The organism is Aeromonas sp. 603607, assembly GCF_049171595.1.
GTDB lineage: Bacteria > Pseudomonadota > Gammaproteobacteria > Enterobacterales > Aeromonadaceae > Aeromonas > Aeromonas veronii.
The window spans coordinates 1-20,682 of sequence record NZ_JAAKOV010000010.1 but is presented as its reverse complement, the minus strand read 5'-3'; the positions used below and the strand labels follow the sequence as shown (position 1 = coordinate 20,682).

General features: G+C 60.8%; 20 protein-coding genes. 13 read left to right on the top strand and 7 right to left on the bottom strand.

The window, feature by feature from the left end:
• Nucleotides 1–51 precede the first annotated feature (51 nt).
• From G5315_RS10920 to G5315_RS10905, 4 genes are all read left to right on the top strand, one after another.
• Entirely contained in the window at nucleotides 52–1,314 is a 1,263-nt protein-coding gene (locus tag G5315_RS10920; RefSeq protein WP_421333033.1) for an MgtC/SapB family protein, read from the top strand.
• 86 nt (nucleotides 1,315–1,400) lie between these two features.
• Nucleotides 1,401–1,991 (top strand): sugar O-acetyltransferase, encoded by a 591-nt coding sequence (locus tag G5315_RS10915; protein WP_421276720.1) that lies wholly within the window; start codon nucleotides 1,401–1,403, stop codon nucleotides 1,989–1,991.
• Entirely contained in the window at nucleotides 1,988–2,326 is a 339-nt protein-coding gene (locus tag G5315_RS10910) for a DUF1294 domain-containing protein (RefSeq protein WP_421333032.1), read from the top strand. The genes G5315_RS10915 and G5315_RS10910 overlap by 4 nt, the downstream gene beginning before the upstream one ends.
• Nucleotides 2,327–2,489: 163 nt before the next feature.
• Nucleotides 2,490–2,702, top strand: coding sequence for a hypothetical protein (locus G5315_RS10905; protein WP_421333031.1), 213 nt, complete (start codon nucleotides 2,490–2,492; stop codon nucleotides 2,700–2,702).
• A gap of 85 nt (nucleotides 2,703–2,787) precedes the next feature.
• On the opposite strand, the gene yrfG is transcribed toward G5315_RS10905, so the two are convergent.
• Nucleotides 2,788–3,468, bottom strand: coding sequence for a GMP/IMP nucleotidase (gene yrfG, locus G5315_RS10900; RefSeq protein ID WP_421333030.1), 681 nt, complete (start codon nucleotides 3,466–3,468; stop codon nucleotides 2,788–2,790).
• Nucleotides 3,469–3,614: 146 nt separating this feature from the next.
• Here yrfG and nudE point away from each other — a divergent pair, with 146 nt between their 5' ends.
• The 3 genes from nudE (at nucleotide 3,615) to G5315_RS10885 (ending at nucleotide 6,782) form a co-directional block, all read left to right on the top strand.
• Nucleotides 3,615–4,223, top strand: coding sequence for an ADP compounds hydrolase NudE (nudE, locus tag G5315_RS10895; RefSeq protein WP_421333029.1), 609 nt, complete (start codon nucleotides 3,615–3,617; stop codon nucleotides 4,221–4,223).
• A gap of 37 nt (nucleotides 4,224–4,260) precedes the next feature.
• Nucleotides 4,261–5,073, top strand: a complete 813-nt coding sequence (cysQ, locus tag G5315_RS10890; protein WP_421333028.1) for a 3'(2'),5'-bisphosphate nucleotidase CysQ — start codon at nucleotides 4,261–4,263, stop codon at nucleotides 5,071–5,073.
• A 437-nt stretch (nucleotides 5,074–5,510) separates the two neighbouring features.
• Nucleotides 5,511–6,782, top strand: a complete 1,272-nt coding sequence (locus G5315_RS10885) for an aromatic amino acid transport family protein (RefSeq protein ID WP_421333027.1) — start codon at nucleotides 5,511–5,513, stop codon at nucleotides 6,780–6,782.
• A 70-nt stretch (nucleotides 6,783–6,852) separates the two neighbouring features.
• Here the strand turns inward: G5315_RS10885 and G5315_RS10880 are convergent, their stop codons facing one another.
• The 3 genes from G5315_RS10880 to metJ all read right to left on the bottom strand — a co-directional run bounded on the left by G5315_RS10880 (nucleotide 6,853) and on the right by metJ (nucleotide 8,363).
• On the bottom strand, nucleotides 6,853–7,191 hold the full coding sequence (locus G5315_RS10880; protein ID WP_040067328.1) for a tRNA-binding protein: 339 nt from the start codon (nucleotides 7,189–7,191) through the stop codon (nucleotides 6,853–6,855).
• Between the two features lie 72 nt (nucleotides 7,192–7,263).
• The gene (locus G5315_RS10875; protein WP_421244434.1) at nucleotides 7,264–7,998 is read right to left on the bottom strand and encodes a helix-turn-helix domain-containing protein; all 735 of its coding nucleotides are present in this window, start codon (nucleotides 7,996–7,998) and stop codon (nucleotides 7,264–7,266) included.
• Between the two features lie 41 nt (nucleotides 7,999–8,039).
• A complete protein-coding gene (gene metJ / locus G5315_RS10870; RefSeq protein ID WP_005340251.1) occupies nucleotides 8,040–8,363 on the bottom strand; it encodes a met regulon transcriptional regulator MetJ in 324 nt (107 codons plus the stop codon).
• A gap of 205 nt (nucleotides 8,364–8,568) precedes the next feature.
• On the opposite strand from metJ, the gene metB reads away from it, so the two are divergent.
• Both metB and G5315_RS10860 read left to right on the top strand, forming a co-directional pair.
• Nucleotides 8,569–9,741, top strand: coding sequence for a cystathionine gamma-synthase (gene metB, locus G5315_RS10865; RefSeq protein WP_421333026.1), 1,173 nt, complete (start codon nucleotides 8,569–8,571; stop codon nucleotides 9,739–9,741).
• Complete coding sequence (locus tag G5315_RS10860; RefSeq protein ID WP_421333025.1) at nucleotides 9,741–12,197, top strand: bifunctional aspartate kinase/homoserine dehydrogenase II; 2,457 nt, start codon at nucleotides 9,741–9,743, stop codon at nucleotides 12,195–12,197. Before metB ends, G5315_RS10860 begins: the two co-directional genes overlap by 1 nt.
• 92 nt (nucleotides 12,198–12,289) lie before the next feature.
• Here G5315_RS10860 and G5315_RS10855 read toward each other — a convergent pair whose 3' ends face one another.
• Both G5315_RS10855 and G5315_RS10850 read right to left on the bottom strand, forming a co-directional pair.
• Complete coding sequence (locus G5315_RS10855) at nucleotides 12,290–13,555, bottom strand: inorganic phosphate transporter (RefSeq protein WP_421333024.1); 1,266 nt, start codon at nucleotides 13,553–13,555, stop codon at nucleotides 12,290–12,292.
• A 25-nt stretch (nucleotides 13,556–13,580) separates the two neighbouring features.
• Nucleotides 13,581–14,261: a TIGR00153 family protein gene (locus G5315_RS10850; RefSeq protein WP_005340244.1), complete on the bottom strand. Its 681-nt coding sequence runs from the start codon at nucleotides 14,259–14,261 to the stop codon at nucleotides 13,581–13,583.
• Between the two features lie 169 nt (nucleotides 14,262–14,430).
• Between G5315_RS10850 and G5315_RS10845 the strand changes: the two genes are divergently transcribed.
• Nucleotides 14,431–15,399, top strand: coding sequence for an inorganic triphosphatase (locus tag G5315_RS10845; RefSeq protein WP_421333023.1), 969 nt, complete (start codon nucleotides 14,431–14,433; stop codon nucleotides 15,397–15,399).
• A 78-nt stretch (nucleotides 15,400–15,477) separates the two neighbouring features.
• On the opposite strand, the gene dapA is transcribed toward G5315_RS10845, so the two are convergent.
• Nucleotides 15,478–16,350 carry a 4-hydroxy-tetrahydrodipicolinate synthase gene (dapA, locus tag G5315_RS10840; RefSeq protein ID WP_421333022.1) on the bottom strand — a complete coding sequence of 291 codons (873 nt, stop codon included), beginning with the start codon at nucleotides 16,348–16,350 and terminating at the stop codon, nucleotides 15,478–15,480.
• Nucleotides 16,351–16,630: 280 nt separating this feature from the next.
• Between dapA and rsmC the strand changes: the two genes are divergently transcribed.
• The 3 genes from rsmC (at nucleotide 16,631) to glgA (ending at nucleotide 20,478) form a co-directional block, all read left to right on the top strand.
• Nucleotides 16,631–17,659 carry a 16S rRNA (guanine(1207)-N(2))-methyltransferase RsmC gene (gene rsmC / locus G5315_RS10835; protein ID WP_421333021.1) on the top strand — a complete coding sequence of 343 codons (1,029 nt, stop codon included), beginning with the start codon at nucleotides 16,631–16,633 and terminating at the stop codon, nucleotides 17,657–17,659.
• Between the two features lie 151 nt (nucleotides 17,660–17,810).
• The gene (glgC, locus tag G5315_RS10830; protein WP_216952148.1) at nucleotides 17,811–19,028 is read left to right on the top strand and encodes a glucose-1-phosphate adenylyltransferase; all 1,218 of its coding nucleotides are present in this window, start codon (nucleotides 17,811–17,813) and stop codon (nucleotides 19,026–19,028) included.
• Nucleotides 19,018–20,478 (top strand): glycogen synthase GlgA, encoded by a 1,461-nt coding sequence (glgA, locus tag G5315_RS10825; protein ID WP_216979571.1) that lies wholly within the window; start codon nucleotides 19,018–19,020, stop codon nucleotides 20,476–20,478. Before glgC ends, glgA begins: the two co-directional genes overlap by 11 nt.
• The last annotated feature ends 204 nt before the right edge of the window (nucleotides 20,479–20,682 follow it).

The window sequence follows — 20,682 nt, the reverse complement described above, 5'->3', positions numbered from 1 at the left end:
CGCTGTGCCATCATGGGAACAAGGCAGGCAGATGACGAAAAGGAAGTCGTTATGTGGATCAATGCAGAACCGGTCAACGGAGCCCTGGTCTCGTTGGCCATCGGCCTTATCATCGGGCTGGAGCGGGGCTGGCAGGTGCGCCAGCTGGGGGACAACCAGCGCATCGCCGGGATGCGGACCTACGGCCTCATCGGTCTGCTTGGCGGGGTCTGCGGCTTGCTGCTGCCGACCCTGGGCCCCTGGCTGCCGCTGCTCGGCCTGCTGGCGGTGGTGATCGGTTGCGGCCTATCGGTCTGGCTGGCCCAGCGCTGGCAGGGGGAGTTCGGTCTCACCAGCTCGGTGGCCATGCTGCTCACCTACCTGCTGGGCCTGATGTCGGTGCTGCTGAGCCCGAGCGAAGCGGTGGCCTGCGCCGTGCTGGCCGCCCTGCTGATGGGCTTGAAGGGGCAGATCCAGCAAGGGATGCTGTTTCTCAGCGAGACCGAGTTTCACGCCACCCTGCGCTTTCTGCTTATCTCGCTGGTGCTGTTGCCGGTGCTGCCCAACGAGGAGATGGGGCCCCTCGATGCCTTCAACCCCTTCAAGATCTGGCTGATGGTGGTGGTTATCGCCGGCATCTCGTTTTGTGGCCACTTCGCGGTGCGGCTGCTCGGCACCCGCGCCGGGCTGGTGCTCACCAGCATACTGGCGGGATTGGCCTCCTCCACCGCCCTCACCCTGCAGTTTGCCCGCCTCAACAAGGAACAAGGAGGGCTGGAGCGACTGCTGGCTACCGGCATCCTGCTGGCAGGGGCCACCATGTGGCTGCGGCTGCTGGTACTGGTACTGCTGATTCACAGCGAGCTGGCGATGCGCCTCGTCGCCCCGTTCGTGTTGCTGGCGACCACGGTGTACGGCTTTGCCTTCTGGTTCTGGCGTCAGCGCGAGGAGCTGACCGACGGCCCGGTAAAACCGGAAACCAGCAACCCGCTCGATCTTGCCACCGCCATCAAGTTCGGCCTGCTGCTGGCGCTGATCGGCTTTATGGCAACTCTGCTGCAAGACAAGGTGGGCAACTCCGGGGTCTATCTGCTGTCGCTGGTGTCGGGGATCACCGATGTGGACGCCATCACGCTGTCGCTCTCCCAGCTCTCCCATAAAGAGCTGGCGCTGGAGGTGGCGGCCCGTGGCATCCTGCTGGCCGGGCTGGTCAACTCGCTGGTGAAGGGGCTGCTGGCCCTGGGGATAGGCGGCCGCCGGCTGGGACTGCGGGTGCTGCTCCCCTACTTCGTCTCGGCCCTGCTGATCCTGCCGCTGATCTGGCCCACAGGTTGACGGGGATCACCTGCAACAAGTGACAGACTGACGGCGCCCCTGACAGTCACGTATACTGCCTGCTCTTGCAGCATGAGGAGGTAGCAATGGCGAGCGACTGGGACAAGGTACTGGCAGGCGGGGCGCTGGATGGCCAGAGCGAGGAGATAGCGAACGACCGGATCCGCGGTCAGGCGCTGCTGGCCCAGCTTAATGGTTCACCTGCAGGCGATGCCCCTCTGCGCCAGCAGATCTGCCGCGAGCTCTTTGGCCACTGCCCCGACTCCTGCTGGATCAGCACGCCATTTACCTGCGAATTCGGCCGCAACATCCATATCGGCGAGAAGACCTTCTTCAACTTCAACGTCACCATTCTCGACGTGGGCGAAGTGCACATCGGCAGCCATGTGCTGCTGGCCCCCAACGTCCAGATCTACACCGCCACCCACACCATGAACTATCTGGAGCGACGTAACTGGACCGCCTACAACAAGCCGGTGCGGATCGGTGACGACTGCTGGATTGGCGGTGGTGCCATCATCTGCCCCGGCGTCACTATAGGGCCGCGCTCCATCATTGGCGCAGGCGCCGTGGTGACCCGCGACATCCCGGCCGACTCGGTGGCGGTGGGAAATCCGGCCAAGGTGATCCGCACTCTCAAGCAGGATGAGGAGCGCTGCTGGGAGCTGGCCCAGTGATGGCGCTGGCGCTGCTGCCACTGGGCGCCGCCCTCTGGCTCGGCCTCGGCGAGCAGCAATGGTGGCCGCTGGCTGCACTGCTGACCATGAGCCTGCTCACGGTGGCCGCCTACGCCTGGGACAAGTGGCAGGCAGTGCGCGGTGAGTGGCGCATTCCCGAATCGAGGCTCCATCTGCTGGAGCTGTGCGGCGGCTGGCCGGGCGCATTGGTGGCACGCCAGTGGCTGCGCCTCAAGACCCAGAAGCGCAGCTACCGGCTGGTCTTCTGGTTTATCGTGCTGCTGCACCTCACCCTGTGGGGACTCTGGCTTGGCCGCCCCCTCTGGCAGCAATAGCAACCCGGGTAACTAGGTGGTGGCTTGGCCGCCCTCTCTGGCAGCAATAGCCAACTGCATCACAAAGGCGAAACGGGCCCCATTGCGGCCAATTGGCGGCTATGAGAAAACAGGGCTGATCCATCAGCGTTTTCGCCGTTTATAGACGACAAGGAGTCGTGACATGACCATGTGGACAGGCATAGTCCTGATCGTATTTATCAGCCTATTGTTCGGATATTTCGGCAAACGGGCTCGCTATCAGATGGGGGATGTCCGCATTACCGACCGCCTCGGCAAGCAGGATCTGGTCATTCGGGAGCTGCAGGAGCGGATCGCCAATCTGGAGGCGATCGTCATCGAAGAGGAGAAACGGCGCCCGTTTCGGGAGCTGTGATTTTTCGCCATCAGGCGTCAGATAACCAAAATTCAAATCAAAGAAAGAGGGCTGCATGATGCAGCCCTCTGTCGTTTCAGCAGACTCAGATTGCCAGCGGCAGCAACTCGGCATAGTCGCGGATCGCCGGAAAAGCGGTGATGCTCTGCTCCGGCTTGCAGCTATCCGGATTCTGGATCGCCAGCTGATAGCCGATGCCATAGTCGGCGGCGGCCCGCAGGATCCGCTCGCTGTCATCCACAAACAGGGTACGGACCGGATCGAACGCCAGCCGCTCGGCCAGCGCCTGCCAGCAGTGCTGGCTCTCCTTCGACCAGCCCAGTTCGTGGGTACTCACCATCAGATCCAGATGGTCGCTCAGCCCCAACTGCGCATCCTTCACCGACAGGCTGGCGGGGTGGGCATTGGTGAAAAGCACCAGCTGCTTGCCCGCGGCACGCAACTCGGCCAGAAAAGGGATGGCATGGGGACGCCACTGGATCTTCGCCAGCAGCTCCTGCTTGAGGGCACGAATATCGAGCCCCAGGGTCTCGCTCCAGTAATCCACGCAGTACCAGTTGAGGGTGCCGTTGACGGCGTGATAGTGGACATCGATCTGCGCTTTGGCTTCATCCAGCGGCAGGCCGAGCCGCTCGGCGTAACGCTCCGGCACCAGCTGCTGCCAGAGGTGGTTGTCAAAATGGAGATCGATCAGGGTGCCATCCATATCGAGCAAGACGGTATCAATCTGGTGCCAGGGCAAGGTGGTAGAGCGGGAGTGTGGCATCGGGTCTCTTGATCTCGGTGTCGCGGAAGAAATGGAGCGGCAGTATAGCGGATTTTCCTCCCCCTTTGCCCTCCCTGGCCCGTGGTGTTCGTTGTGAGAGTCGTTTACTCTTGAAGCACGATTTTTTAACGAGCAGCCAGCGTCTGATGAGCGATCCCCACAAGAGCAAACCCGAGCACATCTCTGCCGACCAACTGGATCACCCCAAGAGCAAGCCGGAGATCCTCAAGGCCGATATCGTAGCCGAGAGCCGACTGTTCAAGGTGGAATCGCTACACCTCAAATTCTCCAACGGCGAAGAGCGGGTCTACGAGCGGATGCGCGGCGGCAATCGTGGCGCCGTCATGGTGGTGCCGCTGTTCGATGAGCAGACCCTGCTGCTGGTGCGCGAATATGCCGCCGGCACCCACTCCTACGAGCTGGGCTTTCCCAAGGGGCTGATCGACCCCGGTGAAGATGCCTTCGAGGCGGGCAACCGGGAGCTGATGGAGGAGGCGGGCTTTGGCGCCAACAGCCTGACCCTGCTCAAGCAGGTGTCGCTGGCGCCGGGGTACTTCTCCAGCCGGATGGATATTTTGCTGGCCCGGGATCTCTTACCCGAGCAGCGGATCGGCGACGAACCCGAACCGCTGGAGGTAATCCCCTGGCCGCTAAACCGGATCGACGAATTGCTGGCACGGCCCGACTTCACCGAGTCGCGCAGCATCAGTGCCCTGCTCTTGGCCCAGAAGTGGCTGGCGGAGCAGGCAGAGTAGCCCGCAGACGGGCAGTTAACAGACAGAGGATAACGAGATGCAGGAGTTGTTGGCCTGGGTGCCGGGGGTCAAGGAGATTGCCCGCGAAGCCGGAAGGATCCTTCACGACATCTATCACGGCGGTCAGTTCGAGCGTCAGCTGAAGGAGGATGCGACCCCGGTCACCAGTGCCGATCTTGCTGCCGATGCCTACCTCAAACAGGCGCTCTCGGCGCTCACTCCCCACGTTCCCGTGCTGACCGAAGAGGCAGCCGACATCCCCTTCAGCCAGCGATCCAACTGGCGGCAGTACTGGCTGGTGGATCCCCTTGATGGCACTGGCGAATTTATCGCGGGCAGCGGCGACTTCGCCACCCTGATCGCCCTGGTGCGGGATAATGTGCCGGTGCTCGGGGTCATCTATGCTCCCGAGTCCAACGTGCTCTACTGGGCGGTGCGCGGCTACGGCGCCTTCAAGGAGGTGAATGGCGAGGTACTGCCCATCAGCGCCATGCACCACGAGCATGACCAGCCTGACTCGCTGGTGGTGGCCATCAGCCGTCGCCAGAAGCTGGAAAACCTCACCCGCCGCCTCAACCCGGCCATCAACTACGAGCTGATCCCGCTTGGTTCCAGCTCCCTCAAATCCTGTCTGGTGGCGGAAGGGGCGGCCGATTGCTACGTGCGACTCGGCCCCACCGGCGAGTGGGACACCGCCGCCGCCCAGTGCATCGTCGAGGCGGCCGGTGGCCGTATCCTCAGCCTGGCGTTGCAGCCGCTCAGTTACAACGAAACCGAGTCGCTGGAGAACCCTGACTTTATCGTGATGGGAGATCCGGATCTCGCCTGGGACAACATTCTGGCCCACTAGACGGATAGCAATATCATCACACCAGACAAGCAGGCGGCCCGATGGCCGCCTGCTTTTTCAGGGAAGTTGCCCCGGGTGATGGCCGGTGTGATCCGCTGGTCAAGGCGCTCTTGAACAGCGTGATACGCTGGCAAAGCGGCATAATGATAGTGAAACATCACAATCGGTCGGCGAGAAATAGTGCAATTTTTCACGTAATCCTGAAAACACCTGATTAGCCAAAATAAAAAAATGATAGTAGATCAAATTTTGGTTTTATATTTCACAAAAATCACCAATATCAGTTTTGTTCCATTCTGTGAACCAGATTCCATTCCCAATCTCGCTGGCTAAACCCCGCAACGGCAGTGATATGTTTCAGCCTCGCTTTTTGAGAATTAAATCCCGATAAACCACAATGAACTCAGATTAAAACACTAACAAAAAGTGAATTAGTAATGAGTTTATCTGTAGAGGCTACCAAGGAGCTATCCGGTTCCTGCTCCACCACGTCCAGCACCACCCGCTGGCGCCGTCACGACACCCACTGGGTCATCAGCCTGTTTGGCACCGCCGTTGGCGCCGGCATCCTGTTCCTGCCCATCAATCTGGGTCTGGGCGGCATCTGGCCCCTCGTCATCGTCGCGGTACTGGCAGGGCCCATGACCTTCCTCGCCCACCGCGGGCTGGCGCGCTTCGTGCTCTCCTCGTCACGCTCCCACGCCGACTTCACCGAAGTGGCGGAGGAGCACTTCGGCAAGATGGCCGGTCGCCTTATCTCGGCGCTCTACTTCCTCTCCATCTTCCCGATCCTGCTCATCTACGGGGTCGGGCTGACCAACACGGTGGAGAGCTTTATGATCAACCAGCTCGGCATGGCAACCCCGGATCGGGTGATGCTCTCCGGCGTACTGGTGTTTGCCATGATCGCCGTGATGCTGGCGGGTGAGAAAGCGATGCTGCGCGCCTTCGCCTTTATGGTCTATCCGCTGGCGGCCATTCTGGCGGCTCTCTCCTGCTACCTGATCCCTCAGTGGCAGTGGCCGGAAGTGACCGCGTTTGAAGGAGTCAGCTTCCTCAACACCGTCTGGCTGGCGCTGCCGGTCACCGTGTTCGCCTTCAGCCACGCCGCCGCCATCTCCGGCTTTGCCAACGTGCAGCGCCGTGAATATGGCGAGCAGGCAGAAGCCAAGAGCGGCCTGATCCTGCGCAACACCACAGTAATGCTGGTGGGCTTCGTGCTGTTCTTCGTCTTCTCCTGCGTGCTGAGCCTCTCGCCAGCCCAGCTGGCCGAAGCCAAGGCCCAGAACGTCTCTGTGCTCTCCTATCTCGCCAACATCACCGACAACCCGGTGATCGTGACTCTGGGGCCGCTCATCGCCTTTATCGCCATCAGCTCCTCCTTCCTCGGTCACTTCCTCGGTGCCCGCGAAAGCCTCAAAAGCTTGATCGCCAAGCCCACCGGCCTGCCGCTTGCCAAGGCGGACAAAGTCGGTATCGCCCTGATGTTCTTCTCTATCTGGGGTGCTGCAGTCATCAACCCGGGCATTCTGGGGCTGATGGAGACCCTCTCCGGCCCGGTTATCGCCATGATCCTGTTCATCATGCCGGTAATTGCCATCTACAAGGTGGAGGCGCTGGCCCGCTTCCATCACGGCTGGACCAACGGCTTTATCCTGCTGACCGGTTCGCTGGCGGTATCGGCGCTGATCTTCAGCCTGTTGAAGTAACGACTCGCAGCAGAAAACAAAAAGAGAGGCGACCTTGGGTCGCCTCTCTTGTCTCTGTTCGGGTGTGAACTCAGCCCAGCTTGGCGCCGTTCTCCACCGCCCGCTCGGGAATGGCCATCACTACGGCGCCATCCGGCCGATAGAAACCGGTCAGCAGAAATTCAGACTGAAACGGCCCTATCTGTTTGGTCGGGAAGTTGACTACGGCGATGATCTGGCGGCCCACCAGCTGCTCTGGCTGGTAGAGTGCGGTGATCTGGGCGCTGCTCTTGCGAATCCCCAGTTCAGGGCCAAAATCCGCCCACACCTTGTAGGCCGGTTTGCGCGCCTCGGGAAACGGCTCGACCCGCACCAGAGTGCCCACCCTCAGCTCCACCATCTCGAAATCCTGCCAGCTAATCGTCTCCATTTCTGCTCCTGTTTATCGTGCACCTTGCATGACCCGCAGCATGGCCCAAAGAGAGAAACCTGTCTTCGGCGATCAGCCGTTTCGTTGCGGCAGGTGGCTGTTTTGCTGGCGCCAGAGGGACGGAGTAAGCCCGGTCTCGGCCAGGAAGCGCTCGCCGAAGGCCCCCTGATTCTGGTAACCGCAGCGGCTGGCAATCTCGCCAACGGGCAGTTGCGTACCGGCAAGCAGGGTGCGCGCCCGCGCCATGCGCCGACTGCGAATGTAGTGGGAGACGCTCACCCCCAACTGCTGGCGAAAAGCGAGCTTGAACTGGCTCTGGCCAAGACAGGCGATGGCGGCGAGTTGCTGATTGGTCAGCGGGGCGGCGAGGTTGGCATCGATATGGCGTTGCACCTTGAGGATGCGGGCGGCAAGGCGTGGGATGACAGCGCTCTGCATCCCCTGCCCTTCAGCCAGCAGGGAGAGCCACACCTGCTCCATGCCCGCCACCTGCCGCCCTTCGGCCACCATGCGGTGCAGAAACGCGAGGTAGTGGCGCTGGGGTTCATCCAGCTCGATAAAGGGGTGAGCTGCCAGATCTCCGGGCAGCCAGTCGCTCTCCTGCACCAAAAACGAAAGCGCAGGATCGGCGGCGTAGTCGTGCCGCTCGCCGGGGGCGATGACGCAGGCAGAACCGGGGGCAAGCCGGCGCCCATGGCCCTGCACCTCGATCTCGAGGGGGCCATCGAGGGGGATCACCAGTTGGGCAAAGTCGTGGCTATGGCTGCAGACGTGGTGGTGATAGTGGCGCAGGCTGAAGCGGGACATAGCAGATAGCAATGACGCGGCCAGGGCCGCGTCATTGGGGGTTATTCCTTGTCGAAATCTTCGATCTCTTTGCCCAGCGCTTCCATGATGGCGCGCGCTTCGGCCGGGACACTGTCCGGTTGATCCTTGCGCAAGTCTTCGTCGCAAGGGAGCGGCTGGCCGGTGAAAGCGTGCAGGAAGGCTTCACAGAGCAGCTCGCTGTTGGTCGCATGACGCAGGTTGTTCACCTGACGGCGGGTGCGCTCATCGGTCAACACTTTCAACACCTTGAGCGGGATCGAGACGGTAATCTTCTTGACCTGTTCGCTCTTCTTACCGTGTTCCGCGTAGGGGCTGACGTAGTCGCCGTTCCACTCTGTTCCCATGACTCACCTGTTCTCATTTAGCCGTGAGCGCGGATTTTAACCCTTAAGGAAATTAATGGCAATCCAACAGCAAAGCCATTTAGACGTCTGGAAGTGTTGACGGCTTTTTTAAGCTGGCGTAGTGTGGTTGACCATGAGCCCGCAATGGCGGGATGGCGCGTGGCAGCAAGATGCCGGCGTGTGAAGAGACATCAAGGAGAGTGATATGACCCACAAGGCTACCCTGGCGGTTCGCACCGGGATTGAGACAGACCAGCAACACGGTGCCGTGGTGCCCCCCATCTACCTCTCCAGCAACTACACCTTTGCCGACTTTGGCGAGCCCCGTCAATACGATTATGCCCGCTCCGGCAACCCGACCCGCACCAATCTGGCGGACGCGCTGGCGGCGCTGGAAGGGGGCGTAGGCGCCGTGGTCACCAGCACCGGCATGGGGGCCGTCCATCTGGTCACCACAGCACTGCTCAAGGCGGGGGATCTGCTGCTCGCCCCTCACGACTGCTACGGCGGCACCTGGCGCCTGTTCGAGTATCTGGCGGCCAAGGGCCACTACCGAGTGCAGTTTGTCGATCAGGGGGATGAGGCCGCACTGGCCGCCGCGCTGGCACAGAAGCCTGCGCTGGTATGGGTCGAGACCCCCTCCAACCCGCTGCTGCGGGTGGTGGATATCAGCGCCATTGCCAGCGCCGCCCACGAGGTGGGTGCACAGGTAGTGGTGGACAACACCTTCCTCTCCCCCCTGCTGCAACAGCCGCTCGTACTTGGTGCCGACGTGGTGGTGCACTCCACCACCAAGTACATCAACGGTCACTCCGACGTGGTGGGCGGAGTGGCGATTGCCAAGGAGGCAGCACTGGCCGAGTCGCTGGTGTGGTGGGCCAACTGTCTGGGGCTCACCTCCGGGGCGTTCGACTCCTACCTCACCCTGCGCGGCCTGCGCACTCTGGCCCCCAGATTGCGCACCCATCAGGAGAACACCGATCGCATCCTCGCCTTCCTGCAACAGCAGCCACTGGTGAAACGCATCTATCACCCCAGCCTGCCGAGCCATCCGGGCCATGATATTGCGCGCAGTCAACAGTCCGGCTTCGGCGCCATGCTAAGTTTTGAACTCGATTGCAGCGAGGTCGGCATTCGCGCCTTCCTCACGGCCCTCACCCTCTTCTCGGTGGCCGAGTCCCTCGGCGGAGTGGAGAGTCTGGTGGCCCATCCAGCCAGCATGACCCACAGGGCCATGACCCCGGCGGCGCAGCAGGCAGCAGGCATCAGCGCCCAACTGCTGCGGTTGTCGGTCGGTATTGAACACGGTGAAGACCTGGTGGCCGATCTGGCTCAGGCTTTTGAACAGGCGCAGCAGGCAGAACAGGTAGCGAAGTAATGGAACAGCAGCAACAAGGAGAGATCGCGGTGGCCACAGAAGCAGGATTGAAGCGGCGTCACGTCCACAAATTTGGTGGCAGCAGTCTGGCGGATCCGGTCTGTTATCGCCGGGTAGCCAGTATCGTTGAACAACAGGTGGGCGGGGATGAACTGATCGTGGTCTCCGCCGCCGGCAAGACCACCAACCGGCTGATCCAGCTGGTGGAGCTGGCCGAAGCGGGGGACGAAGCCGCCGGTGAAGCCATCTCGGCCCTGCAGGCCTATCAGCAGAGCCTGATCGACGGCCTGCTGGAGGGCGAGCTACAGCTTGATCTGAGCAAGCAGCTGGCCGACGACATGCAGCTCATCGCCAAAACCCTGGAGGGACAGTTTGACCGCTTCGCCCGCAACGGACTGCTCGCCTTTGGCGAAGTGTGGTCGGCGCGCCTGCTGGCGGCCCTGCTCACCAGCCGCGGCGACAAGGCTATCTGGCTCGATGCCCGCAGTTTCCTGCGCGCCGAGGATGGCGCTCTGGTCAAGGTGGATACCGCCCTCTCCAGCGAACTGCTCAAGGCGCGGCTGGCGGAGCATGCCGGTCGCATCGTGGTAACCGGCTTTATCGCCGCCGACATGGAGGGGCGCTCCCTGCTGCTCGGTCGCAATGGATCCGACTACAGCGCCAGCCTGTTGGCCCTGCTGGCGGACGGCGAATCCACCACCATCTGGAGCGACGTGGCCGGTGTCTATAGCGCCGACCCGCGCCGGGTGAAAGAAGCGCGTCTGCTGGAACGCCTGAGCCTCGCGGAAGCGAACGAGCTGGCCCGCCTTGGTTCTTCGGTATTGCACTCGCGCACCCTGCAACCGGTGGCCGACAGCCGCCAGCGCCTCACTTTGCGCTGCAGCTACAACCCGGACGAGGGCTGTACCCATATCCTGCGCCGCGCCCCCCGCTCCGGTGGCGCCCGCATCGTCTCCTCGGTGGATCAAATCGCCCTCATCGAGCTGAAGGTGCTGCCGCAAACCAACTATGAACAGACGGTCGCCACCATCGAGGCCCATCTGGCCCGTCACCGCCTTAACCCGCTCACCCTGCAGCGCCAGCCGGATCGTCGGATCCTGCGCCTCGCCTACACCCTCGAGGTGGCACAAGGCGCGTTCGAGCTGCTGCGCGACTTCCAGCTGCAAGGGAGCTTCACTGGCCTGATCCAGAAGGAGGGGTACAGTCTGGTGGCGCTGGTGGGGGCCGGTGTCACCGATAACGCGGAGCAGTGCCACCGCTTCTATCAGCTACTGGCAGATCAACCGCTGGAGTTCGTACAGGTGGCCAGAGATGGCCTGAGTCTGGTGGCGGTGCTGCGCCAAGTGGTGCTGGAGCCGCTGCTCATCGCCCTGCACAGCGCCCTCTTCAGCCGCCCGACCCGGGTCGGACTGGTTGTGTTCGGCAAGGGCAATATCGGCGGCCACTGGCTGAGCCTCTACGCCCGCGAAAAGGCACGGCTGGAACATGAACTCAATCTGGCGCTCACCCTCTACGGGGTGTTCAGCTCGGAAGGGGGCCTGCTGGATGAAGAGGGGCTCAACCCCCTCAAGGTACAGGACAACTTCAATCCCAAGCCGCTGATCTGGCCGGAGTTGCTCTCCCAGCTTGAACAGCACGGCTTCGATGCGCTGATTGCGCTGGACATGACCGCCAGCGAGACGGTGAGCCGCTACTACCCGGACTTTGCCCAGCTCGGCATCCACATCATCGCCGCCAACAAGTTTGCCGGTGCCGCCGACAGCGAGTTTTACCAGCGCATCAAGCAGACCTGTCGCGACCACCAGGTGCAATGGCGCTACAACGCCACCGTGGGGGCCGGGCTGCCCATCCAGTCCAGCATCCAGATGCTGCGCCAGAGCGGTGACCGCATCCAGGGGGTTTCCGGCATCTTCTCCGGCACCCTCTCCTGGCTGTTCCAGCAGTATGATGGCACTCGCCCCTTCTCCGAACTGGTGGACGAGGCGTGGCAACACGGCCTGACCGAGCCGGATCCCCGGGAGGATCTCTCCGGTCAGGATGTGCGCCGCAAGCTGCTCATCCTGGCGCGGGAGGCGGGCTTCGAGCTCGACTCCGCCGATATCGAGCTGGAGAATCTGGTGCCCGTTACGCTGCGCAAGGTGACCGCCGATCAGTTCATGGACAGACTGAAAGAGCTGGATGGCCCGATCCAGACCGCCTTCGAAGGGGCCAGGCGCCTCGGCAAGGTGCTGCGCTACGTGGCCCGCTTCGAGCATGACGGCAAGGCGCGGGTCGGACTGGAGGCGCTGGAGCCCCACCACCCGTTTGCCAACCTGTTGCCATGCGACAACATCTTCGCCATCGAGAGCGACAGCTACCGCACCAACCCGCTGGTGATCCAGGGACCGGGGGCGGGTCGGGAAGTGACCGCCGCCGCTATCCAGTACGATCTGTGGCAGATCTGCGCCAGCCTCTAAGGCTGATGTGCAAAGGGAGCAGCACCTCTCTCCCGCGCGCAATAAAAAAGCCCGAGTCGATGACTCGGGCTTTTTGCTGAATGTCGCTTCGATTAGGAGAAGCAGGCCTGCAGCACGTAGAAGATCGCGATAGCCAGAATGGCACCGGCAGGCAGGGTGATGATCCAGGAGACCACGATGTTGCGCAGTACCCCCAGATTCAGCGCCGCAATACCGCGCGCCAGACCGACCCCCATCACAGCACCGACCAGGGTCTGGGTGGTGGAGATGGGCAGACCGGTACCGGAGGCAATCACCACAGTCGCGGCAGTGGCCAGCTGGGCAGCAAAACCACGGCTCGGGGTCAGGTGAGTGATGCCTGTACCGACCGTCGCCATCACCTTCTCGCCCATGGTCGCCAGACCGATCACGATACCGATACCGCCGAGGGGCAGGATCCACCAGGCAATGGCTGCCTGACTGGAAATCTCGCCACCGGAAGCCACGATAGAGGCCACCGCAGAGAGCGGGCCAATGGCGTTGGCCACGTCGTTGGAGCCGTGGGCAAAGGCCATGGCACAGGCAGTGATCACCATCAGGATGCCGAACACCTTCTCCACGTTGGCGAAGTGCATCTTGCTGTCATCCTGCGGGTTGTACTTCTGGCCGCGAATGTAGATCCAGCCGGCAAACGCCACTGCGATGGAGATGGCGATGGAGAGCAGAATGCCCTCGCCATCGCTCAGGTGCAGACCGACGTGGGTCAGCCCCTTCTTGATGGTCACCAGACAGATCACCAGCGCAGTCAGGAACATGTAGAACGGCACATAGCGCTTGGCGTTGTTCAGGGGATCATCGGTGTTGAAGATAAGCTTCTGCACGCTGATGAACATGAAGTAGGCGATAACACCTGAGATGGCCGGGGTGATGACCCAGGAGCCGACGATGCCGCCAAACTTGCTCCACTGCACCGCTTCAGGGCCAATGCTCACCACCGCAAAACCGACGATGGCGCCGATGATGGAGTGAGTGGTAGAGACGGGCCAGCCGAAGTAGGAGGCGAGGATCAACCAGGTGCCTGCCGCCAGCAGGGAGGCGATCATGCCGAGCACCAGCAGATCCGGCGTATCGGCAAAGGCGTTGCTGTCGATGATGCCGTTACGGATAGTGGCCGTCACTTCGCCACCGGCCAGATAGGCACCGGCAAATTCGAAGATCATGGCAATGATGATCGCCTGACGGATGGTCAGGGATTTGGTGCCGACCGATGTCCCCATAGCGTTGGCCACGTCATTCGCGCCAATACCCCAAGCCATCAAAAAGCCGAACAAGGCCGCCACGAGCACCAGAGTGGTGCCGTAATTCGCGATAATGTCCATTAATAGTGTTTACCCAATCAGTCGATTACGAACGAGCCAGCATCAGTTCCAGACGGGCGCCTACGCGCTCGGCCTGATCTGCCAGGTCACCTACCCATTCGAGGATCTTGTAAAGGAACATCACATCGATCGGATTGTAATTGTGCTCAACCGCTTGCAGCTGTTGGCGCAGTCCGATCTGCATGGTATCTGTATCGTCCTCGATCAGATCCAGCTGGTGGATCATCTCGGCAACCATTTCCACTTCCCGTCCTTTGAAGCCGGTCTCGAGCAGCTCGTCGAGCTCCCCGATCGCTTTCTCGGCCTGAGCGGTCGCATCAATACAACGTTTGAGGTAAGCCATGAAATCCGTCCGCATTTCGGCGGGGAACTCCATGCGACGGCCAAGCATGCGGCCGGAAATATCCTTGGCACGGTTGGCAATCTTGTCTTGCTGGGTCAACAGCTCCAGCAGGTCGGTACGTGCAACCGGCAGGAACAGGCCGCGAGGCAGTTTCAGACGGATTTCACGCTTGAGGGTATCTGCCTCTTTTTCCAGCTGGGCGATCTGCTGCCGGATCTTCTCGGCATCTTCCCAACGGTCTTCGGCAACGGCGTCAAAGAAAGGAACCAACTGCTGGGAGCACTGGTGAACCTTGACGATATGCTTCTGCAGCGGCTTGATGGGGGACTTGGCAAAAAGCCCCAAAATAGTATTTACTGGCATGGCCAAACCTGTGTCGGTGAAAAAACACTCGATACGATTTTATGAGGCGCGCATGGTAACCGAACTGCGCCCTCAATTAAACCGCGAATTAATCTAGTCGTCTCGCGGGCATTATATCCCCGCGACCCGAATCCTGCCCCCCAAAGTTGCCTGCCAGCCCGGAATGACTATGCAAACTGAGATCGAGATAAAGTTTTTTGTCGCCCGCGACATTCAACCCGAGTTATCCAACCTGCTGAATTCTCTTGAGATTAAAGAATCATCACAACAGCAGCTCGGCAACGTCTATTTCGATACGCCGACCCTGGCTCTACGCCAGCTGGAGATGGGACTGCGCATTCGCCGCTGCGACACCTTCGCCGAGCAGACCATCAAATGCCGCGGTCAGGTGGTGGGCGGCCTGCACGCCAGACCCGAGTACAACGCCCCCGTGAGCGGCGATCTGCCGACCCTCGCGGCCTTTCCCGATGAGATTTGGCCGACCCTGACCGAGCGCGACCACATTCAGCAGCAGCTGGTCGCCCAGTTTCGCACCGACTTCCTGCGCCGCCACTGGCTGATCGCCTTCGAGGGGGCCGAGATTGAGCTGGCCTGGGATCAGGGAGAGATAGTCGGCAGTCAGGGCAGCACCACCATCAACGAGCTGGAACTGGAGCTCAAATCCGGTGCCACCGTGGCGCTGTTTGCACTGGCCCAACGCCTCGCCAGGAGCGGCGGGCTGCGCCTTGGCGCCCAATCCAAGGCCCAGCGCGGCTATCGACTGGCTGGTCTTGGCAAACCGCTGGCCCTGCAGGCGCTGGTCGAACATGAAGGTATGGATCGCATAACGGGGGTAAGCGAGGGGCTGCGCCACTGGCAGCATCACGAGCAGCTCAGGCTGGAGCATCCTCAGGATAAAGGCATTCAACAGCAGGCACTCGCAGCCCTGTGCCAGGGGATCGATCTGGTCGCCCGCAGTGCGGCCGCGCTGCCACAACCCGCACCCTGGCTGCCAGCTCTGACCAGCCTGCACGCCCATCTGCAAGCCCAATCGGACGAGCAAAACGAGTGGCCTGCCGAACTGGCCGATCTCTTCCTCTATCCGGCGTATGTCGAGTTGCAGCTGGCCATCGCCGCCTGGCTGCATCACGCAGCCTGAGTGGGGCGATGTCGTAAATAAAGGCCAGAAACAAAAGCCAAAAACAAAACGGGTGAGCCTTGGCTCACCCGTTTTGCATTACAGCAGGTTGAGCTGCTGCATGGCGCTGCGAATGCGCTCGCGAGTCGCCTCCGACAGCGGCATCACCGGCAGGCGGCACTCCTCGCTGCAGAAACCGAGCAGGGAAGCGGCATATTTGGCACCAGCCGGGCTCGGCTCGGCAAACATCGCCTGATGGAGCGGAATCAGCTTGTCTTGCAGCTCACGCGCTTCTTGCCACTTGCCAGCCAGCGTGAGGTTCTGCACCTCGGCTACCAGCTTGGGGGCCACATTGGCGGTCACAGAGATACAGCCCTGACCACCGCCGATGTTGTAGGCCACGGCAGTGGCATCTTCACCGGAGAGCCAGGCGAAGGGCTTTTTGATCAGCTGGCGCTCGGTCCAGGGGCGGGCCAAGTCGCCGGTGGCATCTTTCACCCCGGCAATGCGCGGCAGTTCGGCCAGACGGGCCAGGGTCGCCGGTTGCACGTCAACGATGGCGCGCGGCGGAATGTTGTAAACGATGATCGGCTTGGCGGTGGAGTCGTGTACCGCCTTGAAGTGGTGGTAGAGCCCCTCCTGATTGGGACGGTTATAGTAACCGGCCACATGCAGGGTGGCATCGGCGCCCACCCGCTCGGCATGGAGGGTGTACTCGATGGCTTCGACCGGATTGTTGGAGCCCGCTCCGGCAATCACCGGAATGCGACCAGCGACCTGCTTGACCACCAGCTCCACCACCCGGCAGTGCTCGTCGTGGGTCAGGGTCGGGCTCTCACCCGTGGTACCCACCGGCACAATGCCGTGAGTGCCCTGTTCGATATGCCACTCCACCAGACGCAGCAGCGCCTCTTCATCCAGCTTTCCCTGTCGAAACGGGGTGATCAACGCAACGATTGAACCTTGAAACATGGGATCTCCTTCTCCTAAATGACGCGCATATGGCAATAAAAAACCCCGGTACGATGTGCGCAACCGGGGTTTGAAGCTTCTCAGGGATGAGAGGTTACGCGCGAACGTCGGCAGGCCCGAAATTCAGGCTTTTTTTGTGCTTTCGTTTCAACCCGTTGAACCGCATTTCGTCATCTCTGGTCAAAAAATGGTGTCTGGGCATATTTCGGGAACACGGCATAAATGTCAAGGCGAAAGGGGCTATGTATAATGGCCGCCCAAAATTGCGTGGAGAGACCCGATGAGCAGCCCTATCAGTGCCGTCAGCCAGATGCTGGAACGAAACCAAGCCCTCTTTGTCGGCAAGCGGCTACTTGTCTGTGGCGCGCTGGAGGATGACTACCCCCGCCAGCTGGCGAGCCTGGCCCGGCCCCTGACCGTCTTTACCACCGATTACTGCTACTACCGCAGCCAGCAGGCCGCCCTCGGCGAGGCGATCCTGTTTGACCACCAGCTAGGTGGTGCCCCCCGCTTCGATGCCCTGTTGCTGCTGATGCCCAAGGCCAAGGCCGAGGCACAATATCTGCTGGCCATGATGACCCCCTTGCTGGAAGCGGGTGCCGATCTGTTCCTGGCCGGTGAAAACCGCGGCGGCATCAATGGCGCCGACAAGCTGCTGGCCCCCTATGGCGAAAAGCCGATAAAGCGCGATTCGGCGCGCCGCTGCTCGCTCTATCACGGTGAGCTGAGCAAGCCGGTTGAACCTTTCAATCTGGATAGCTGGTTTGGCCGCTATCAGTGCAAGGCGGGTGATACCGAGCTGACCGTGCTGGCGCTGCCCGGCGTCTTCAGCGCCGCCGAGCTGGATCTCGGCACCCAGATGCTGCTGGCCGCCGTGCCACCGATGAAGGGCGAGCTGCTCGATTTTGGCTGCGGCGCCGGGGTAATTGGGTCTGTGCTGGCCAAGCGCAATCCGGATCTGCGGGTCAACATGGTGGATATCAGCGCGCTGGCGCTCGAATCGAGCCGCCGCACCCTGGCGATCAACGGTCTGCAGGGCAAGGTCACCGCTTCCGATGTCTATTCGGATCTCTCCACCCGTTTCCAGCACATAGTCTCCAACCCGCCATTCCATGCGGGTCTCAAAACCTTCTATGCGGCGACCGAGCAGTTCCTGGCCAAGGCGCCGGAATTTTTGCTGCCAAATGGTTCGCTGACCATTGTTGCCAACGCCTTCTTGCGCTACCAGCCTATACTGGAGACACACTTCAAACGGACTGAAGTGATCAGCAGTGATGCCAAATTCAAGGTCTATCTGAGCAAAGTGTAATTAAGTGTAAGCAGTACAAGAAAACAGCTAGAGAGCCCCATACGGGATCTGGTAAGGTACTAAGAGCACGATAAAAACCACCCCTTTAGGGGTGTTTTTATACCAAGCTTTGAAAACCTTTTCATGTTGTTCATTCAGGGAGAGAAATACGATGGCTGGCATTTTGACCATGATCCTGGCTGGTGGCGAAGGTACTCGCCTGCAGCCTCTGACCACCACCCGCAGCAAGCCTTCCGTCCCCTTCGGTGGCAGCTACCGGCTGATCGATTTTGTCCTCAACAACTTCGTCAACGCAGACTTTCTACGCATCTATGTACTAACCCAATTCAAATCCCAGTCCCTCTATCTGCACATGAAGAAGGGGTGGAATATCGTCGGTATCACCGACCGCTTTATCGATCCCATCCCGGCCCAGATGCGGATGGGCAAACGCTGGTATGACGGCACCGCCGATGCCATCTACCAGAACCTCGGCTTTATCGAGCGGGCCGAACCGGATCACGTCTGCATCTTCGGCTCCGACCACATCTACAAGATGGATGTGAGCCAGATGGTCACTTTCCACAAACAAAAAAATGCTGCCATGACAGTCGCGGCCCTGCGCATGCCCATCGAAGAGGCGAGCGCCTTCGGGGTGATCGAGGTAGATACCGAAGGACGGATGATCGGCTTTCAGGAGAAACCGAAGCAGCCCAAGCACATTCCCGGCGATCCGACCCAGGCGCTGGTCTCCATGGGCAACTACATCTTCGAGACCGATGCCCTCTGCCGTGAGTTGAAGCGGGATGCCGCCGAGGAGAACTCCAGCCACGACTTTGGCAAGGATGTGATCCCGAGCCTCTACCCGCGCGCCCCCGTCTATGTCTATGACTACAGCACCAACGTCATCCCCGGCGAGAAACCGCACGTCTACTGGCGGGATGTGGGCACTCTCGACTCTTATTGGCAAGCGCACATGGACCTGGTGGCCGACAATCCCCCCTTCTCCCTCTATAACCGCAAGTGGCCACTGCACACCCACTATCCGGCGCTGCCACCAGCTACCTTCATCGACAGCGACGAGTGCAAGGTGAAGATAGCCAACTCCCTGATCTCCGCCGGTTGTTTCATTCAGGGCAGCCAGATCCAGCGCTCCATCCTCGGTTTCCGCTGCAATATTGGCCCCTGCAGCCACATCAGTGAGTCGGTGTTACTGGGGGATATCAAGATTGGTGAGGGGTGCTCCATCCGGCGCGCGATTATAGATAAAAATGTTGAAATTGCGCCCGGCACCGTTATCGGTGAAAATCTGGACCACGATAGAGAGCGATTTACCGTATCCGAAGGCGGTATCGTGGTGGTACCTAAGGGAGCAAGAGTTGGCTATTAACCCACTGAAAATCCTGTTTGTTGCCTCGGAAGTTGAGGGGCTGGTCAAGACCGGGGGCCTAGCGGATGTCGCCAGAGCCCTGCCGATGTACCTGGCCCAGAAGGGGCATGATGTCAGGATCATGCTCCCCTTCTACAAGACGATAAAGCGACGGGATGAGGCCAGACTGGTCGCTTCTCGCTGGTTGCCAACCCACCCCGGGCTGCCGGATATCGGTTATCGCATCTACCAGATGGAGCTGGATGGCGTCTGCGTCTATCTGCTCGATTGCCCGCAATATTTCGATCGTCCCCAGCTCTACGCCGAGAACAATCAGGCCTATCCGGATAATGGCGAGCGCTTTGCCTTCTTCTCTGCCGCGGCCCTCCATGCCTGCGAGCAGCTCGGCTTTGCCCCGGATATCGCCCACTGCAATGACTGGCACACCGGCCTGCTGCCACTGCTGCTGAAAACCCGTCACGCCCACAACCCCTTCTTCCAGCAGACTCGCAGCGTGATCAGCATTCACAATGCGGCGTTTCAGGGAGTATTCGGGCGGGAGCAGTTCTGGGCCATGCCCGAGATCGCCGACTACGAACGCCGCATCAACTACGACTACGGCCACGTCAATCTGCTCAAATGCGGGGTGCTCTACGCCGACAAGATCAATGCGGTCAGTCCCAACTATGCCCAGGAGCTGTTGACTCACCTCGGCGCCCACGGCATGGCGCATATCTTCCAGCAGCGGGCGGCAGATCTCTGCGGCATCCTCAACGGCTGCGACTACAAGGACTGGGATCCTGAGTTCGACGAATTCCTGCCTGCGACCTACAGCATCGACAACATGGCTGGCAAACAGATCTGCAAAGAGAGCCTGCAGCAGGAGGCGGGGCTGGCCGTGGCGGACTTGCCCATCTACGGCATGGTTTGCCGCCTGACCGAGCAGAAGGGCGTTCCCCTGCTGCTCCCTGCGCTGGAGAAATTCCTCCACCATCAGGTACAAGTGGTGATCGTCGGCTCTGGCGATCCTGCGCTCGCCACGCAACTGCAAACCATGGCCCGGGATTATCCGGGCAAGCTCGCCTTCATCAACACCTATGACGATCGGCTGGCTCATCTGGTCGAAGCCGGTGCCGACTTCTTCCTGATGCCCTCTCTGTTCGAGCCTTGCGGCCTCAACCAGATGTACAGTCTCGCCTATGGCACCCTGCCACTGGTGCGCGCCGTGGGGGGTCTGAAAGATACCGTGGTGGATTGGGATGCGGATCCCGAGCATGCTACCGGCTTCTGCTTCAACGATCCGACTGCCGCCATCCTGCTCGATACCATGCGCCGCAGCCTGCTCTATTTCCTGCAGGACAAGGAGCGTTTTGCCAAGGTGCAGCGCAATGCCATGAACACCCGCTTCAACTGGCCTGACTCGGTCACCCAGTATGAACGGATGTATCAGAACGCATTGGGCCGTTACTGAATGCCAGACGTCGGCTAATTGCTGAAGTTTTGTACCCTTGGCGCCACTTTGGGCGTCAACAGCGAAAAAAGTCCCCTTTGGCTGTTGACGCTCCCCCAAAACTCTATAGAATCCCCCTCCGCAGTGATGCGAAGGTGGCGGAATTGGTAGACGCGCTAGCTTCAGGTGTTAGTGTCCCACGGATGTGAGGGTTCGAGTCCCTCT

Coding starts and splice junctions, on each gene's coding strand:
- dapA (WP_421333022.1), bottom strand. CDS start 16,350: ATGTTTCAAGGTTCAATCGTTGCGTTGATCACCCCGTTTCGACAGGGA.
- G5315_RS10855 (WP_421333024.1), bottom strand. CDS start 13,555: ATGGACATTATCGCGAATTACGGCACCACTCTGGTGCTCGTGGCGGCC.
- G5315_RS10845 (WP_421333023.1), top strand. CDS start 14,431: ATGCAAACTGAGATCGAGATAAAGTTTTTTGTCGCCCGCGACATTCAA.
- metB (WP_421333026.1), top strand. CDS start 8,569: ATGACCCACAAGGCTACCCTGGCGGTTCGCACCGGGATTGAGACAGAC.
- rsmC (WP_421333021.1), top strand. CDS start 16,631: ATGAGCAGCCCTATCAGTGCCGTCAGCCAGATGCTGGAACGAAACCAA.
- G5315_RS10850 (WP_005340244.1), bottom strand. CDS start 14,261: ATGCCAGTAAATACTATTTTGGGGCTTTTTGCCAAGTCCCCCATCAAG.
- G5315_RS10880 (WP_040067328.1), bottom strand. CDS start 7,191: ATGGAGACGATTAGCTGGCAGGATTTCGAGATGGTGGAGCTGAGGGTG.
- G5315_RS10915 (WP_421276720.1), top strand. CDS start 1,401: ATGGCGAGCGACTGGGACAAGGTACTGGCAGGCGGGGCGCTGGATGGC.
- glgC (WP_216952148.1), top strand. CDS start 17,811: ATGGCTGGCATTTTGACCATGATCCTGGCTGGTGGCGAAGGTACTCGC.
- G5315_RS10920 (WP_421333033.1), top strand. CDS start 52: ATGTGGATCAATGCAGAACCGGTCAACGGAGCCCTGGTCTCGTTGGCC.
- G5315_RS10860 (WP_421333025.1), top strand. CDS start 9,741: ATGGAACAGCAGCAACAAGGAGAGATCGCGGTGGCCACAGAAGCAGGA.
- G5315_RS10885 (WP_421333027.1), top strand. CDS start 5,511: ATGAGTTTATCTGTAGAGGCTACCAAGGAGCTATCCGGTTCCTGCTCC.
- yrfG (WP_421333030.1), bottom strand. CDS start 3,468: ATGCCACACTCCCGCTCTACCACCTTGCCCTGGCACCAGATTGATACC.
- cysQ (WP_421333028.1), top strand. CDS start 4,261: ATGCAGGAGTTGTTGGCCTGGGTGCCGGGGGTCAAGGAGATTGCCCGC.
- G5315_RS10905 (WP_421333031.1), top strand. CDS start 2,490: ATGACCATGTGGACAGGCATAGTCCTGATCGTATTTATCAGCCTATTG.
- metJ (WP_005340251.1), bottom strand. CDS start 8,363: ATGGGAACAGAGTGGAACGGCGACTACGTCAGCCCCTACGCGGAACAC.
- nudE (WP_421333029.1), top strand. CDS start 3,615: ATGAGCGATCCCCACAAGAGCAAACCCGAGCACATCTCTGCCGACCAA.
- G5315_RS10875 (WP_421244434.1), bottom strand. CDS start 7,998: ATGTCCCGCTTCAGCCTGCGCCACTATCACCACCACGTCTGCAGCCAT.